Genomic DNA, 16,142 nt, shown 5'->3' on the forward strand with positions numbered 1-16,142 from the left:
GCCTACAACAAACCTTCAATCATTTCATTTTTTAAATCACTAAATTCTTTTGATAAATTTTCTATTTTTTCATCAACTTCAGTAAGCTTTAACATAAGCTCATTTTGAATTTTAAGCGGAGGAAGTGAGATGCAAAGGTTTGAAAACTTTTGCTCATTTATTCTTTTACGCCCTGTTGTTCCACTGCTTAATGAATTTAATTGCTCCATATAATAAGGCGTTTTTAAAACTGCAATTAAAAATTTATCATTGATGATATTTTTGTCTATATCATAATTTAAAAAATCCGCCATTATTACCGCTTTATCTAAATCATTTATTGCGATACCAAAAGCCCCGTTTCTAGCATCTATTTTTGAGATTAAAAACTGCCCTTGTTTGATTAAAAACTGATTTTTTGTTTTTATCAAATTTCCTTTTAAAGTGTCTCTTAGATGACAGCCCTGCGCCTTTGTTTTAATGGTAACCCTTTTATAAAATGTATTTTCATCTATCTTAATTTTATCTAGCCTTCTTGTAAGAAAATCGCTAAATTGATACCGCTTATAAGTGCTTTTAAGCTCACTTTTTTCAAGCGCATTGCTTTTATAATCAAAGAGCTTTAAGTCTTTATAACGCACAATTTTAACGCCCGTTTGATTTAAAATTTGCCCCCTTTTCTCTAAGCCTAAAGCTATATATATATATTCATTGATTTCATTTTCAAGCTTTGCTTTTTCTTCTTGCAGGGCTTTTATTTTATCCTCTAGTGCTTTTAATTTATTAATAATTTCGTTTTGAATTTCAAGCGGAGGGAGAGGGATTTGTAAATTTAAAATTTCCTCTATTTTATAAGTTTCTCTTTTTACACTGTCAAATTTCATAAGTCTAGAAAGAGTAGGTTTTAATAACACAAATAAAAAATTTGGATTTATCAATTTGTCTTTAATTTGAAATGGAACAAAAGTAGTTGTAGAGGCAAATTCTTGCTTTGCAAATGCAAATAATCCATTTTGAGTGTGCATTTTAGAAATCACCAAATCACCTTCTAAAATTTTTATCCTTGATTTTACTTTAAAAATCTTTCCTAAACCCTGCCTAGAAACTGAAATTTCATTTGTTTTTGACGATATTGTAGGCTCTGCATAAAAAGCATTATCATCTATAATAAATTTTCGCTCATTTGTTAAATTGATTAGCACCTCTTTTAATGTAGATAATTGATATTTACTTGAAATAGCCCTACTTTCTTGCAGCGCAAAAGACCACAAACTCAAATCTTTAAATCGAACAATTTTCACACTACTCATCAAAATTACTCCACGCGATTTTTTCCTCTTTAACAAATTCTTTAAAAAGTGTTGCTATGCCTTTTTTATCTGCACTATCTACCAAGTCATTTGCCACGCCCTCGCCTGTTTCGCCTGTGCTTGTGATGCCTGTGTTTTCAGCGTGAGCTAAAAAGATAGGATAGTCAAAGTCCTCTTTAGCTCTCTGCCAAGCCTGCGTTTTGATTTGCTTTTCTAAGGTGCTTAAATCTTTTTTCGCCTTTGCCTTGTCAAATTTATCATACTTAACTTCCTCTCCCTTTTTCGCTTTGTAACTTGAAATAGCCTTTAAATTTGAGATTTTTTCAGCGTTTTGTTTTGTTAAATCCATCTCGTGTTTTGTTAGTAAATTTTCCCATTTTTCCTTGTCTGCTTCGCTAAATTTTTGCAAAAATAAAATGGAGGTTTTAACGCTTGCTTTGCTAGACTTAAAAGTCGCCTCTCCAAGAGAAACCACAGCCCTTATAAAAGCCCTGCCTTCGACAAAATGACGCACATATTGCGAATCGTTTGAATTTAAAATTGTTTCTGGTAAAACAATACCAAGCCTACCACCTGGCTTAAGCAAATCCAAACAACGATTAATAAATAAATGCTCGGTTTTATCTCCCACTAAATTCGGCTTTAGTTCAAATAAAGAAGCTATGGGCTTACCTACATTTTCTAAAATCTTTAGCTGGGCTTTTTGATAAACTTCTTTGCCATATTTTTGATAATACTCCTTAGCATACTCCCTAAATTCATCTTTTGGGACTATTTTATCCTTAGGATTTTCTTTTAACTCCTCTTCATTTGCATAACGCATTATGCTATGCTCTTGCAAGATAATATCTTCTTTGCTTACTTGTGAGCCAAAAGGTGGGTTAGTAAGGATAACATCAAAACGCTCTTCAAAAATACCATTGACATTTAAAAGCCCATCGTACTCGTGAATGCCGCCGTGTCCATCGCCGTGCATTATCATATTCATTTTAGAAGTTTGTGCCATTCTAGGCGAGGCGTCCGTGCCGAAAATGCAAAGATTTGAAAGCTTGTGAAGTCTTGCATTTGACTTTGTGTTATCTAGCTCTTTTTGTAAATTTTCATACTCTTTTTTTAAAATTTTTGCCTCTTCTTTTGTAATTTTTTCTTCATCTTTGCCTTTTAATAAAGCTTTTTTAAAATCCTCATATTTCGCTACGATGTCTTTTTGTATGTCGTGCCTGATTTTGTTAAAAATATTGATTAAAAAACCTCCACTTCCGCTACTTGGATCACAACAAATTTCATTTTCACAAGGATTGATAAGCTCAACCATAAAATCCACCACGCTCCTAGGCGTGAAAAACTGCCCAAGCTCCCCGCGAAAAGTCGTGCCTAAAAATCTCTCATAAGCAATGCCCTTAATATCGGCTGAAGTAAGGGAGAGATTATAAATTTCAAGCTCTTTAATAAGCCTTTTAGTCGTGCTTTCTTTGAGTTTAATCTCATCTTTTTTATTAAAAATCAAATCCTTAGCAAATTCCTTTTTAGTATTTTCAAAAAGCGTTTTTATAGCAGTAGAATTTGGAGCTACTATGGGACTATTTTGCATATCTTCTATATAGCCAGTGGTAAAAACATTTTGATTGATATTTTGTTTTAAAAGGACCCTTTCAACATAAACTTTCATAAAAAGCACCTTTGAAATTTCATCAAAAGCATCGGCAGGGTCGAGCTTATCGCCGTTTCTTATGATATTATGACATTTATGAAGCACCTTAGCGAATTCGTCCTCTTTGAAAACAACTAGGGATTTTAGTAAATTTTGCACCTCTTTATCATTATCGCCGTTTTTAGGGATATTTGAAATTTCAATGATATGCCCGGGCATTTTGTCTTTTATCACTTTAAAAAAGCGTGTTTCTTTAGAATTGTGCGTTACAAAAAAAGGAGCGTTTGTGTATCTTGCGTAATTTTCACCTTGATAATAATCACTAGCACTAATGCTAATGTAATCAGCCTTACACTCTACAATGATAAAAGGCGGCTTTTTGCCTATTTTATCATCGACACTACGCCATATAGCGATGTCAGCTCTTGCATTCCCACCTCCTCTCAAATTTTTGGATACAGATAGTTCTTCTTGCATTTGATTTAAATCGTAGCCATATTCACTCACAAGCTTACAAACGAAATTTTGACGGACGATTTCTTCAGGAGTTGCAACCAACCATTTTTGCCTAATATAACTATAAATTTGACTTTTATCATTCATTTTAACTTCCAGCATTTAAGCTCCTTGTTTTAATGCTGGAAGTATGCTATAAATTTATTAATGCTTATGCGGGAATTTGTGGGGGTTAGACTTAGCACCTACTTGCTTGATAGTGCCATTTTCTATATCATAAGCCGCACCAAAGCCTTTTACAAAACGCCCTTTGCCAAATTCAAGTTTTACTAAGTGAAAATCAAGCATTTTGCGTATAGTCTTAATGCCGCCCTCGCCTCCTGTTTGTTTCTCAAATTCATCATAAATCCTATCAAAGTCCTCCCCTCGTTCTATAAAACTCGCCCTCACTCTATAACGAAGCCTTTTTCTAAGTATCACTGAAGCGGCTTTGCTCTCATCTTCTAAAAACATTATTTCTATATTATTAGGGTTTGCTTTGATATTTTCAAAATGCTCACTCACCTCGCTAATATAAATGAAATTCCCCCACTGCGTGCTAACAAAAGGTGCGTAAGAGCAAACTACCTCGCCATTTTTATTTAAGGTCGCTAAACAAACAGAATTAAAACTAAGCATAAATTCCTTTAGCTCCTTTTCCACTCCACTAGTATTCCCCGTGCTTTTTGCACCCATACAAAGTGCGATGATAGTGTCTTTTATCGTGCTTTCATCGGCTTTTTTAGGAAATTCTACGCGTAAATTTTCGTCCCCATTATAAACAATGTCCAAGCCGTTAAAATCCACACTTTTTAAAAAAACTTCTTTAACATCTTCCACGCCGCCAAATTTTTTACACAAATCCACCAAATTTGACCGGTGATGCTCGTTCATATGAGAAATAATACTTTCGTAATTCATTTTTTTCCTTTCTTTTTGCAAAATAAAATAGCTTAGAAAATAATATCAATTATCAAATTAAAAAGGACTTAAAAAATTTTAAATTCCTATTTTTTCGTAAATTTATCAAATATTAAGTAAAGAAATATTAAATTTTTGCCTCTTTTATTATGATATACATTATCATTATTTATTTTATTTAGGAGTAAAAATGCAAGAATCAAAAATCATCAAACTTTCCTTACTCACAGCACTTTTTTTAGCCAATTTAGAAGCTAAAGAGCTAAGTGAAGATGTGAATTTACAAAAAATCGTTGTCAGTGCTTCGGGCTTTGAGCAAGAGGCGGACTCCAATTTACGCAATGTCATTAGCATAGAGGGTAAAGACTTACAAAATAAGGGCTACACTTCGCTAGAACAAGCTTTAGAAAGGGTCGCTGGGATAAACTTTGTAAATTTTGGCTTAGGTCGCAACATCGACTTAAGAGGTCAAGGAACTAAGTCAAATATAGCTGTAAAGGTGATGATAGACGGACGCTCTATTAATGTGCTTGACAATTCTCACGGAGTAACCCCACTTCAAAGCGTGAATTTGGATAATATCGAGCGTATAGAAATCGTGCCCGGCGGAGGCTCTGTGCTATATGGAAATGGCACAAGAGGTGGTGCGATTAACATCATCACTAAAAAGCAAAAAGAAGATGCTCTTGCCTTTAGCGTGAGTGGTGGAGGCTTTGACGGGGGACATCTTGGCGGGAATTTGGGACTTAATGCGGCTAAAAAAATCGATGAAAATTTAGCCTTTAGCTTTGACTTGCAAGGCTTTAACAAAGACGGCTATCAAGAAGGCTATAATCAAAAGGGCTATTATCTTAATACCAAAACCTACATTAATGTAAATGATGATAGCGATTTAACCCTAAGTTATAATTATTTTAGAACTCTTAATACAAGCAGCGGCTATCTTACCAAAGAACAAGCGCAAAATAATCCTAGTCAAAAAGGAAATAGTGAAAACATTACGCAGATTAACCGCCCTGAACTTGCTTTAAATTATCATCATTATTTTAACGATTTTTATGAATTTAGCCTTGAAACTTTTTGGCAAAATCAAAAAATACACTATCTCAAAGATGTCTCCACTATGACTAGTAGAGGAATGAGTGTGCCTGTGTATCAAAGTGGTAGTGGCTTTGAAGATACACTTATGGGAGTGAATTTTAAAAATAAACTAAATTACGCTAATAATTCTTATTTTGTCTTTGGCTATGAATTTGCCAATCAGGACGCAAAAAGAAAAAGCATAGTGCATTATAATGTGAAAGCCTCTATGCCTCCTGGCTTTTCGATGAGCCACACAATGACAACGCTTATGGATATGGATAAGCAAAGCCACTCCTTTTTTATGCTCGACTCACACGAATTTAACGACTTTTTTACTCTTTCAGGTGGGACAAGATATGAATTTAGCCTTTATGATACCAATAGAAATTACAATTCAAATATGATAATGAACCCTCGCCCTCCTACAAATACTAAAGAATTTTTTAATACCGATGACACGAGCCATAATCTAGCCTTTGAACTTACGCCAAATTTCACATACTCAAACACAGGAAAAATTTACGCAAAATATGAAAGAGGCTTCATCTCGCCAAGCCCATCGCAACTTGTCAATAAAGACCAAAAAAGTCAAAAATACTACTCAGCAAACTTAGACCCTGAAATTTTTCACACCTTTGAACTTGGGATTGACGATTTTTGGTGGGATTTTTACGGCTTTAATTTAAGCGTTTTTTATACTCTAAGTAAAGATGAAATTTCATATCTTGGTAACCCACACGCAACGGGTGGTGCTTTTTGGAAGTATTATAATATCGATGAGACACGCCGTTTGGGAGCGGAGCTAAATCTTAGCCAAAATTTTTTAGATGAAAGCTTGATTTTAAAACAAAGCTTGACTTATTTAGACGCTAAAATTTCAAAGGGTATTAATGACGGACTTGAGATTCCTTATGTCTCTAAAATCAAAGCCTTAGCAGGGGTGGAATTTGCTTTTAATTCAAATTTCTCAAGCTTTATTGATTTGACCTATTTTTCAAGAGCTAAGGATGGTGGTAAAATCGATGAAACAACGGGTAAAATGAGCCAAAATGCTTGGATAAAAGATTATTTTCTAAGCGATGTGGGCGTGAATTATCATTACAAAAAATTACAAGTTTTAGCAGGAATTCGTAATCTTTTTGACCGAAAATACTACACCTATCAAGACAGCGTTAATAACCAATACCTAGTAGGAAATGGCAGAAATTACTATGTGGAATTTAAATATCTCTTTTAAAAATTTAAGCCTAGCACTTTGCGTAGCTTATGTGCTTGTTTGTCTTAGCTCTCTTTGTTTGGGAGATGAGAATTTAAGCCCTGCTAGGCTTTATCATTATCTTTTTAGCGAAGAAGAAATCATGCGTCAAATCATCATCGATGGGCGTTTGCCTCGCATTATTATGGCGATTTTAATCGGTATGCTTTTAGCAAGTAGCGGGGCGATTACGCAAACTATCTTTGCAAATCCCATAGCAGATCCTTACATCATAGGCATAGCTTCTGCGGCGACCTTTGGGGCGGTTTTGGCGTATTTGCTAAACTTGCCTGATTATTATTATGGAATTTTGGGCTTTGTTTGCTCGGCTTTTTTTGCTTTAGCTATATTTAAAATTTCTGCTAAAGCCTCCATAGCCACCTTGCTTATCATAGGTATAGCCACTTCGTCTTTTTTGGGAGCTTTTACTTCGTTTTTTACCTATCTCATCGGTGAAGATTCTTTTAAAATAGTCGCTTGGCTTATGGGAAATATAGGCTCTGCTTCGTGGCTTAGGGTGGGAATTTTAACCCTGCCTTTAATCTTTTGCTTATTTTATTTTTATGCGCATAAAAATGAGCTAAATATCCTTTTAAGTGGCGATGAAGAGGCTAGAAATTTAGGCGTTAATGCTAGAAAATTAAAAATCAAACTTCTCATCGTCTCTTCTTTAGCTGTATCTTTTGCAGTCGCTTTTACAGGACTTATCGCCTTTGTAGGGCTTATCGTGCCACACATCATAAGACTTTTGATAAAAAATTATAACAACGCCCTTGTTGTCCCACTTTGCACGGCACTTGGAGGACTTTTCTTACTCATTTGCGATACTTTAGCAAGAAGTCTTTTAGCCCCCGTTCAAATTCCCATAGGAGTTTTAACCGCTTTTTTTGGAGCGCCGATGTTTTTATGCTTAGCTTTAAAAGCAAGGAGGTTTTTATAATGCTAAAAATTAGTCATTTAAACTTTTCCTATCATCAAAAAGCCCTGCTTAAAAATGTCAATTTAGCACTTGAAAATAACGCTTTTATAGGCATTTTAGGACCTAATGGCTCTGGCAAAAGCACACTTTTAAACCTTATCCTTAAAAATTTGGAATTTAAAGAGGGAGAAATCGCCCTTTTTAACACAAATATTAAGCATTTTAGTCTTAAAGAATTTGCTAAAATTTGCGGTTTTGTCCCACAAAACTCAAAATTAAACGCCCCGCTCAAAGTTATCGATGTGCTTTTAATGAGTAAATATATCACTCTTAATCACAGCTTTAGCTCTTATTCTAAAAAAGATATTTTAGAGTTAGAAACACTTGCTAAAGAATTGAAGATAGAAAATTTTTTGCAAAGAAGCGTTTTGTCCTTAAGCGGAGGGGAATTTCAAAAAGTGCTTTTAGCTAGAGCCTTGCTTAAAAAGCCCAAAATTCTGTTCTTAGATGAGCCTACCTCCGCACTTGATCTTAATCACGCCATAGAGCTTTTAAGCCTATGCGAAAGGCTTATAAAACGCAATAATATCGGCGTTATAGCTATTTTACACGATTTAAATTTAGCTTCTTTATTTTGCGATAAAATCATTTTTTTAAAAAATGGAGAAATCAAGCATTTTGGAACAAGTAAAGAGCTTTTTACTAAGGAGATTTTAAAAGAAATTTATGGTTTAAATTGCGAATTAATCTATAAAAATTCCAAACCTTACATCTTAGCTTTAAAGGAGACACAATGAAAAAATTTTTACTTATTTTGGTTTTGCTTTTTGCAATATCAAACGCAAAAGAACGCCTAGTCGTGCTTGATCCTGCTAGCGTTGAAACGCTTTTTATGCTTGGTGCTGGAGAGCAAATCGTAGGCATTGCGAACTTACAGCACTCAAACATTTATCCAAGTGATAAAAGCTCAAAACTCACAAGCGTAGGCACTTTTTCAAACCCGTCCTTAGAAAAAATCATTTCTTTAAAACCTAGCTTAGTCATTTTAAGTTCTTATTCTTTAAATTTGGAAGAGGGACTTAAAAATTTTGGCGTTAAAAGCCTTTATTTAAAAGCCGATCGCTTTGATGATATTAAGAAAAATATCCAAATTCTTGCTCAAATCACCCATAAAAATGAAGAGGGCAAAAGGCTTATAAAAGAATTTGAAAAAGGACTTGAAAGCTTAAAAAATGAGCCTTTAAATCAAAGTGCTATTTATCTTTACTCAAATAATCCTCTTATGGCTTTTAACGACAATTCTTTAATGGCAGAAATTTTAACCCTCATAGGCATTAAAAATCTAAGCCCAAAAAGTCAAATAGAACGCCCCATTATCTCGGCTGAGTTTATCCTTAAGCAAAATCCCGACTTGCTTATACTTGGCATTAATGCAAATCAAGCTTTTTTAACGCAAAATGCACTTTTAAGCCAAACAAAAGCCCTTAAAACAGGACAAATTTACACAAATGAAAAAACGCATATTTTATTACGCTTAAGCCCTAAAATCATCGAAAGAATAGCAGAATTTAAACAAGCCTTAAAAAGCTTTAAAGACTCTTAATTTCATAAGATATAGGCAGGGTAATTTTTAAATTTCTCTCATAACTTGGGAAATTTAAAGACGCCTTGCGTATGCTTTCTAAGGCACTTTTATCAAGTAGAGTATAGCCTGAGCTTTGGATAATTTTTAAATCTGCTAAAGTTTTATCATTCATCCACATAAACTCCACTTTTACCACACCACTCATACGCTTTTTTTGTGCGATTAGTGGATAAATTTGAGCTTTTTGTATGGCTTCTTGTATTTTATTAAGAGCGACTTCTTCGCTTTGCTTAGAACTTAAAATTGAACTTTTGGTGCTTTCATTAGATTTTAAATTTGAGTTTTCAATTCTTTCATTAAGTGGCTTTGCCGAAGTTTTAGCTGAAGTTTTGCTTTGTGATTTTTTAGGAGCTATTTTGGAGCTTTGTTTGGGGGTTAAAGCTTGTTTTTCTGGTGCTAAATAAGACTCGTTTTGAATAAAATATTTCATCGCCAATTCCAAACTTTCTTCCTTATTTATTTGAGTTTTAAAAAGACTATGTGTATAAATTAAGGTAAAAAGCAAGGGTAAAAAAGCCAAAAAAGTGATATAAGAAGCTTGAACTTTGGTGTTTAATAGTGCGTTTTTCATCTATTTTTCTCCGTAATGATTTGAATTTTTTCGTGTTCTTTAGCTTTTAAAAGATCGATGACTTTAACAAAGCTTTCAAATTTGGCAAATTTGTCGCTTTTTAGTGCGACCATAGTGTCTTTATCAAGTGCTAAAATGGCATTTTTAAGCTGATTTAAATTCACCTTTTCATCATTTAAAAAAAATTCATCTCTCTCATTAATGACTATGAAAAATTTATTTTGACTTTCATTAAAACTTGTCGAATTCTCACTTACTGGGAGTTTAAGCTCTATTTTGCTATGTGCGATGAAGCTTGAAAGACTTAATACTATGGCAAGTAAAACAAGCATAATATCTATAAATGGGACTATGTTTAAACCTTCATTTTTTGGGAGTTTAAGCATTTTTACTTCCCTTATAAGCACTGCTTAAAAGAGTAATTTTGCGCAGCAAAGCATTATAAGCCATTAAAGAGGGAATTGCCACCAAAAGTCCTAAAGCTGTGGCTTTTAACGCTAAAGATAAGCCTATAACTATGGATTTTACATCGATATCCCCTACCACGCCCATTTCGTAAAAGGTCATCATAATGCCAATAACCGTGCCCAAAAGCCCTATATATGGGGCGTTAGAATAAATAATATAAAGGGTGGTTAAATTCTCACTGATTGCATTGTCAAATTGCTCTTGATTTTTATAAGCCTTAAAATCAAGCTTTCTAAAAAATAAAATTCTTTCAACCACACACCAAAACGCCACAAAAGCCATAATTCCAAGTATTGAAAAGATGATAAAATCGACATAATTTTTCAAAAATTCCACAAAGCACACTCCAAATTGATTTTTATTATTATAAACTATATAATTTAATATTAATATTAATTATCAAAATTTTAAAACAAAATTTGACAAATCGCACCGCTTTCTTTGGTTAATTTGTATAAATTTTTGCTACAATTTCGCAATGAAACATTTAATCTTATTAAAAACCAATCAAAATATCCGTATCTTAGCCATAGCTCAGTTTATCGTCTATTTTGGTGCTTTATTTTCACAAATAGGCGTTTTTACCCTCTTAGTTCAGCTCAATGCCCCTACTTGGGTAACCGCCACTAGTGCGATGTTAGCTTTTTTACCCGGTGTGCTTTTTGCGCCTTTAAATGGCGTTATCGTGGAGAAAAATAAGCCTAAAAATTTACTCATCGGCACGATTAGCATAGAATTAATTTCCGTTTTTTTACTCATTTTTGTAACAAGCTTAAATGATCTTTGGCTTTTGTTTATCCTCATCTTTTCGCGTCTTTGTGTGGCTATGATTTATGGACAAGCTGAAATGAGTCTTATGGCAAAGCTCTTAAATCAAGAGGATTTAAAACTCGCTAATGAAATTTACAGCATTAACTGGTCAGTTTCTTATACGCTTGGTATGGCAAGTGCTGGCTTTTTTATCCATTTTTTCGGGGTTAAAGCTGCCTTTTTATTTGACACTTTTTTATTGCTTATAGGCATACTCATTTTACTCAAACTTTCTCTACCAAATTTCGTCCAAAAAGTCGAAGGGCATTTTTTTGCTATGATAAAGGAAGGTTTTTACTATGTTTTGAAAAATAAAATTGTCCTACACCTCATCATACTGCACGCTTTTATAGGATTTACAGCTTATGAGATCTTAGTTACACTTTTAGCACAGCACGAATATAAAGAAATCCTATCCGCTGGGCTTGTTATGGGCTTTTTAAACACCGTTCGTGCCCTTTCTTTAATCATAGGACCTTTTATTTTAAGTCGCTTTTTAAAAGATAGTGTCATAAGCTTTCTATATGTAGGACAAGGACTTGGAATTTTACTTTGGGCTTTCACGCAATTTAATTTTTATATTAGTTTCATAGGGCTTATTGGGGCTGGGTTTTTCACAACCTCGCTTTGGTCTTATACTTACACAAGCATACAAAAACACTGCGATGAGAAATTTTACGGACGCGTTTTAGCTTATACAGATATGGTTTTTTTAGCGTTTTCTGCCTTCATCTCGCAATTTATGGGCTTTTTATTTGAAGCTAAAATGAGTCTAATGAATATCACAGCCCTACTTGGTATAATTTTCATCTTGGCAGGACTTTACTGGCATCTTTTTTACAAAAAATATCTTTGCTAATTTTTTTGCGGCAGGGTTTTATTTGCCATTTGATAAATAAAGGCAAAAACCTCCGCCACAGCTTTATACATATTAGGCGGAATTTCATCACCCAAATCAAGTTTGCTTAAAATTTCTATCAAATCCTCATCTTCTTTAATCGGCACACCGTGTTCTTTAGCTAAAGATATAATCTTCGCCGCACTTTCACCCTTACCACTTGCTAAGACCTTAGGGGCGGATTCTTTTTTTTCCCTTTGATAGCCAAGCGCTACGGCTTTTTTAATAGATCTTTTAATCTTACTCATACCTTTTTATCCATACCCATTTGCAAGTCATAATTTCTCAAATCTCTAGGATCAAAATGAGAACGGATAATGTCCCCCACAAAGAAATTTGAGCTTAAAAGCCCAGCTTTATTGATATTTCGTTTAAGCTCGTGAGCATTTTCATAAATCGTTTTTCTAAATTCTTTATTTTCCGCCATTATATTAATGTCAATATACTTTTCATTATTTAAAGAAACAAGAATTTCTAAATCGCCCAACTTTGCGAATTCAAGCTTGATTTGTGCGAAAAATTTATCCTTTTTTCCGCGTCTAAAAATGATCTTAGATTCATTTAAATCCTCCCACGAAAAAGGCAAATAGGTATTAATAGAGTCATTTGCTAAAGATATTAGCTGATTCATCTCAATTTGTGCTAAAAGGCGGTTTGCTTGATTATAAATGGCGTCATTATTTTCAGCTTTAGCTTGACTTGCCACTTGAAGTAGGGTTGATTTAATGTCATTTTGAATTTCATAACTCACATCTTGCACATTTTTAAGCCTGATATTTTGCAAGTCTTTAACCGCACCTATTAATTTATTTTCCAAGCCTTTAAGCTCGTTTAGATTAAGCTTTGCATTTTGTGCTAAGGGGTCAAGCTGCTTTAAATTTTCATTAATTTTTCTATTAAGAGTTGTAATATCCTTACTCAAGTTTTCAAGCCCCTCTAAATTCTGTCCTTGCGGGGCTTTAAAGGCTAGATTTTTAAACACCTCTTTAGTAAATTCTTGCTGTTTGAAAATGCTTTCTTGAGCTTTATTTTGCGGAATTTGAACTCTATCCTCTTGTTTAACCGCACCTTTTAAAGCCTCTTTTGGATACTCTCTTACCTGCTCTTTTACTATCTCTTTTGCCTGATGTTTTTGCTCCTTAGGCTCTTCTTTAATGTCAGCTTGTTTTTTAACGACTTCTTTATCTAAATTTTCTGCGTTTTTTTCCGTGTCTTTTTCTAAATTTTCCCCCACATTTTTCTCTGCATTTTTCTCTGCATTTTCTAGCTTTTCATCTTTGCTAAAATTTTCTTTTTGCACCTCTTCTTTTTCAAATTCTCTCTCAATTTCCTCTTCATTTTCGATTTTTTCGTTTTCGCTTTCGTTTTCGTTTTTAAATTCCTCTTTGCGATCTTTTATTTGTTCTTCTGGCTCATCTTGCGTTTTTAATTCCCCTTTTGTTTTCAAAGACTCATCTTGCGTTTTTAATTCCCCTTTTGTTTTCAAAGATTCATCTTGATTTTCTAATAATTCTTTTAATAAATCTTCATTTTCTATCTTAACGCCACTTTCTGCTTTTTGAATGATTTTATCCAAATGATTTTGTAATTTTTCAAAGCTTTGCATAGCCTGCTTTAAAAGGACAGGGTCTTTAACGAGTAAATTTTCAGGCTTAGATAAAATTTTTATAAAATCATCTTTAATCTTGGCTAATTCCTTTGCAAAATTTTGTGCTAAAGAGCCTATTTTACTTTCTGCAAGTTGGGGATTTTTATTAATATATTTTTTAAAATTGTCTAATTTTTGAGAAAGCTCAAGCAAGGGCTTAAAAGTGCTATGACTCACAATGTTTTTATTTTCATTTTTATTTTGAATTATAATGCTAGCTAACTCCTTAAAAGAGTCTTTAGCACTCAAGCTCTTATCCGCTAAAGTGGCTATTTGTGTGGCTATTTTCTCGCTGCTTAAAGACTTTATAGCATTGATGAGCTTATAAAAACTTTTTGGCAAAAGCTCTTCATTTAAAGCATTTTTAAGTTTAGCTTCAAAAAAAACACCCGAATTTTTAAGAAGAGGGGCAAGGTCTTTAGCCTTTATTTCGCTTGCTGGCTTTAAAAGTATTTCTATCTTATTAAGCAAGGGTACAAAATTCTCATTTTTACTAAGCTCTTTACTTAAAAGCTTAAGTTCATTGACAAAATTAGGTGCGAAATTAAGCAAATTTGCCTGTTTTAAAATGGGCGAATTTGGATTTTTATGAGTGCTAATTTGATTTAATAATTTATTGACAATTTCTTGTAATTTTTGATTAAGCTCATTTTGTGCGAATTTTTGCAAAGCCTCATTGGGAGGAGGCATTTGCTTACTAAGTCCTAATTTCTGCCTTAAATTTTGCGTTAAAAGCTCGTTTGGACTTAATTTTTCTTTATCTAATTTTAAATCGTTTTTTAAATCCGTTCTTTGCGTAGCAACTTGTGAGTTTAGCTTAGTATTAATCATTAAAAATCACCGCGTTGCCAAGATTTTTCTTAAATTTCTTATTTAAAATATTAGGCTTATTAATGGCAAAAAGGATTAATGCCCCAAGCAAGATAACATAAAACCACACAAAGCCCCTAAAACCATAATGCTCCATCAAAACCCCCAAAATAAGAGGAGCAAGCAAAGAGCCTAGAGAATAACAAAAAAGCACCCCTCTACCAAGCTCCACCGCCCTACCCTTATCTTGTAGCATATCATTAGCCCTTGCTAAAGCCAAAGCATAAAGACAAAAAATTCCCATACCTAAAAAAATGGCAAGGACATATTGCAAATAAAGATGTGGTGTGAAAAAAGCATAGCAAAGCATAGTCGCAAAACCTATACTAGCACAAAAAATAATGGCTATTTTACGCCCCATTTTATCGCTTATCGTGCCGATAAACATTTGTGCGATAAATCCTCCCATAATCGCACAAAACATAAAATAAGAAACGACCTTAGCATCATAATTTTGTAAGAGTATAAACAAAGACGCCATAGAAAAAAAACCATTAATCAAAAGTCCCGCAACAAAACTTGTCATAATCGCCAAAGGAGCAATGTCAAAAACCTTAGGGATAGAAACCTCACTCGCCTTTGGCAAAAGCGGCTCTTTAATTTTAATTAAATTGAGTGGCAAAGAAGAAAATAAAATCAAAGCCGCCGAAACAATGAAAACATTGTGAGGACTTAAATCAAAAGCGATGATTAAAATCCCCACTCCAAAAGAAAGATAAAAAACAAGCTCATAAAAGGCTAAAATACGCGACCTAACGGCATTTTTAGCCTTTTCATTTAGCCAAGATTCTATAATCATTAGCAAACTATAATAACAAATTCCTATCAAAAAGCGTAAAAAAGCCCAAAATATCAAATTTTCACTCAAGCTATGCAGCATCGCAGAGATGCCAAAAATAGCCCCAAAAAGCCCAAAAGAGCGTATGTGTCCTATGCGTGAAATGATTTTTTGCGAAAAAATCGTCCCACACATCGCCCCTATAAAAAAGCAAGCACTCACAACGCCCACAGCAAAGGAGCTTACACCATTATGCTTTAAAATAACGCCTATGGAGCTTATAATTAAAGCATTTCCGGCAAATAAAAAACCCATACCGAAAAAAAGGGCTGTCATTGATTTAATAATTCTTTTTGCACTACTCATTTTTCACACACAACATATACGCAAAAATTCCCACCAAAAAGGCAGAAATTCCGCCCAAATATCCAGCTATAAAAAGTAAATTTTGCCTTTGTAAAAACAAAAATCCACCCACCAAAATCCCATAAGCTAAAAGCTTAAATAAAGAAAAAAACAAAGAAAAATTTTTAAATTTATCTTTAAATTTTATCACTAAATCGTCATTGTAGTGTTTAAAATTTATAATTTTGGAATTTTTTGGAATTTTTTTAATAAAAAGTGCCAAAGGCTTAGGTTCGTAATTGAATTTAGAGCTTTTAATTAAAATGTTTTTCTTATAATGCAAATAAGAGCTTAAAATCACAAGTAAAGTGCTAAAAAAAGCCACTTCATAACTTAAAATCAAAGCCCAACTTAAGCCCTTAAAAGCAAAAAAAGCACACAAAAAAAGCACATTAACAATGCAAAGGACGCAAAAAAGAGCCTTTTTTTGAGTCAT

General features: G+C 33.6%; 15 protein-coding genes. 5 read left to right on the plus strand and 10 right to left on the minus strand.

Annotated features, from left to right (window positions below):
* Positions 1–2 precede the first annotated feature (2 nt).
* Genes EL158_RS05710 through EL158_RS05720 form a run of 3 tightly spaced genes read right to left on the minus strand, consistent with a single transcriptional unit; the run spans position 3 to position 4,356 of the window.
* A complete protein-coding gene (locus EL158_RS05710) occupies positions 3–1,289 on the minus strand; it encodes a restriction endonuclease subunit S (protein ID WP_027303528.1) in 1,287 nt (428 codons plus the stop codon).
* Positions 1,282–3,558 (minus strand): type I restriction-modification system subunit M, encoded by a 2,277-nt coding sequence (locus EL158_RS05715; RefSeq protein ID WP_034955640.1) that lies wholly within the window; start codon positions 3,556–3,558, stop codon positions 1,282–1,284. The genes EL158_RS05710 and EL158_RS05715 overlap by 8 nt, the downstream gene beginning before the upstream one ends.
* A gap of 42 nt (positions 3,559–3,600) precedes the next feature.
* The gene (locus tag EL158_RS05720) at positions 3,601–4,356 is read right to left on the minus strand and encodes a HugZ family heme oxygenase (protein ID WP_027303530.1); all 756 of its coding nucleotides are present in this window, start codon (positions 4,354–4,356) and stop codon (positions 3,601–3,603) included.
* 190 nt (positions 4,357–4,546) lie between these two features.
* Between EL158_RS05720 and EL158_RS05725 the strand changes: the two genes are divergently transcribed.
* From EL158_RS05725 to EL158_RS05740, 4 genes are read left to right on the plus strand one after another with little or no spacing between them, the layout of a single operon-like run.
* Complete coding sequence (locus EL158_RS05725; protein ID WP_027303531.1) at positions 4,547–6,676, plus strand: TonB-dependent receptor; 2,130 nt, start codon at positions 4,547–4,549, stop codon at positions 6,674–6,676.
* The gene (locus EL158_RS05730; RefSeq protein ID WP_027303532.1) at positions 6,651–7,634 is read left to right on the plus strand and encodes a FecCD family ABC transporter permease; all 984 of its coding nucleotides are present in this window, start codon (positions 6,651–6,653) and stop codon (positions 7,632–7,634) included. Before EL158_RS05725 ends, EL158_RS05730 begins: the two co-directional genes overlap by 26 nt.
* On the plus strand, positions 7,634–8,410 hold the full coding sequence (locus EL158_RS05735) for an ABC transporter ATP-binding protein (protein WP_027303533.1): 777 nt from the start codon (positions 7,634–7,636) through the stop codon (positions 8,408–8,410). The genes EL158_RS05730 and EL158_RS05735 overlap by 1 nt, the downstream gene beginning before the upstream one ends.
* Entirely contained in the window at positions 8,407–9,216 is an 810-nt protein-coding gene (locus tag EL158_RS05740; protein WP_027303534.1) for an ABC transporter substrate-binding protein, read from the plus strand. Before EL158_RS05735 ends, EL158_RS05740 begins: the two co-directional genes overlap by 4 nt.
* On the opposite strand, the gene EL158_RS05745 is transcribed toward EL158_RS05740, so the two are convergent.
* The 3 genes from EL158_RS05745 to exbB are packed head-to-tail and all read right to left on the minus strand — an operon-like array spanning position 9,203 to position 10,633.
* Entirely contained in the window at positions 9,203–9,829 is a 627-nt protein-coding gene (locus EL158_RS05745) for an energy transducer TonB (RefSeq protein WP_027303535.1), read from the minus strand. The genes EL158_RS05740 and EL158_RS05745 overlap by 14 nt on opposite strands.
* On the minus strand, positions 9,826–10,215 hold the full coding sequence (gene exbD / locus EL158_RS05750; RefSeq protein ID WP_027303536.1) for a TonB system transport protein ExbD: 390 nt from the start codon (positions 10,213–10,215) through the stop codon (positions 9,826–9,828). Before exbD ends, EL158_RS05745 begins: the two co-directional genes overlap by 4 nt.
* Positions 10,208–10,633 (minus strand): TonB-system energizer ExbB, encoded by a 426-nt coding sequence (exbB, locus tag EL158_RS05755; protein ID WP_004277589.1) that lies wholly within the window; start codon positions 10,631–10,633, stop codon positions 10,208–10,210. Before exbB ends, exbD begins: the two co-directional genes overlap by 8 nt.
* 142 nt (positions 10,634–10,775) lie before the next feature.
* Between exbB and EL158_RS05760 the strand changes: the two genes are divergently transcribed.
* A complete protein-coding gene (locus tag EL158_RS05760) occupies positions 10,776–11,966 on the plus strand; it encodes an MFS transporter (protein ID WP_027303537.1) in 1,191 nt (396 codons plus the stop codon).
* Here the strand turns inward: EL158_RS05760 and EL158_RS05765 are convergent.
* From EL158_RS05765 to EL158_RS05780, 4 genes are read right to left on the minus strand one after another with little or no spacing between them, the layout of a single operon-like run.
* Entirely contained in the window at positions 11,963–12,253 is a 291-nt protein-coding gene (locus tag EL158_RS05765) for a FlhB-like flagellar biosynthesis protein (protein WP_004275830.1), read from the minus strand. The two genes, EL158_RS05760 and EL158_RS05765, sit on opposite strands and share 4 nt — an antisense overlap.
* Positions 12,250–14,484 carry a flagellar hook-length control protein FliK gene (gene fliK, locus EL158_RS05770; protein ID WP_027303538.1) on the minus strand — a complete coding sequence of 745 codons (2,235 nt, stop codon included), beginning with the start codon at positions 14,482–14,484 and terminating at the stop codon, positions 12,250–12,252. Before fliK ends, EL158_RS05765 begins: the two co-directional genes overlap by 4 nt.
* Positions 14,477–15,667: an MFS transporter gene (locus tag EL158_RS05775; RefSeq protein ID WP_034955647.1), complete on the minus strand. Its 1,191-nt coding sequence runs from the start codon at positions 15,665–15,667 to the stop codon at positions 14,477–14,479. Before EL158_RS05775 ends, fliK begins: the two co-directional genes overlap by 8 nt.
* Positions 15,660–16,142, minus strand: a complete 483-nt coding sequence (locus EL158_RS05780) for a hypothetical protein (RefSeq protein ID WP_027303540.1) — start codon at positions 16,140–16,142, stop codon at positions 15,660–15,662. Before EL158_RS05780 ends, EL158_RS05775 begins: the two co-directional genes overlap by 8 nt.

This window comes from Campylobacter upsaliensis (assembly GCF_900637395.1).
Classification (GTDB): domain Bacteria; phylum Campylobacterota; class Campylobacteria; order Campylobacterales; family Campylobacteraceae; genus Campylobacter_D; species Campylobacter_D upsaliensis.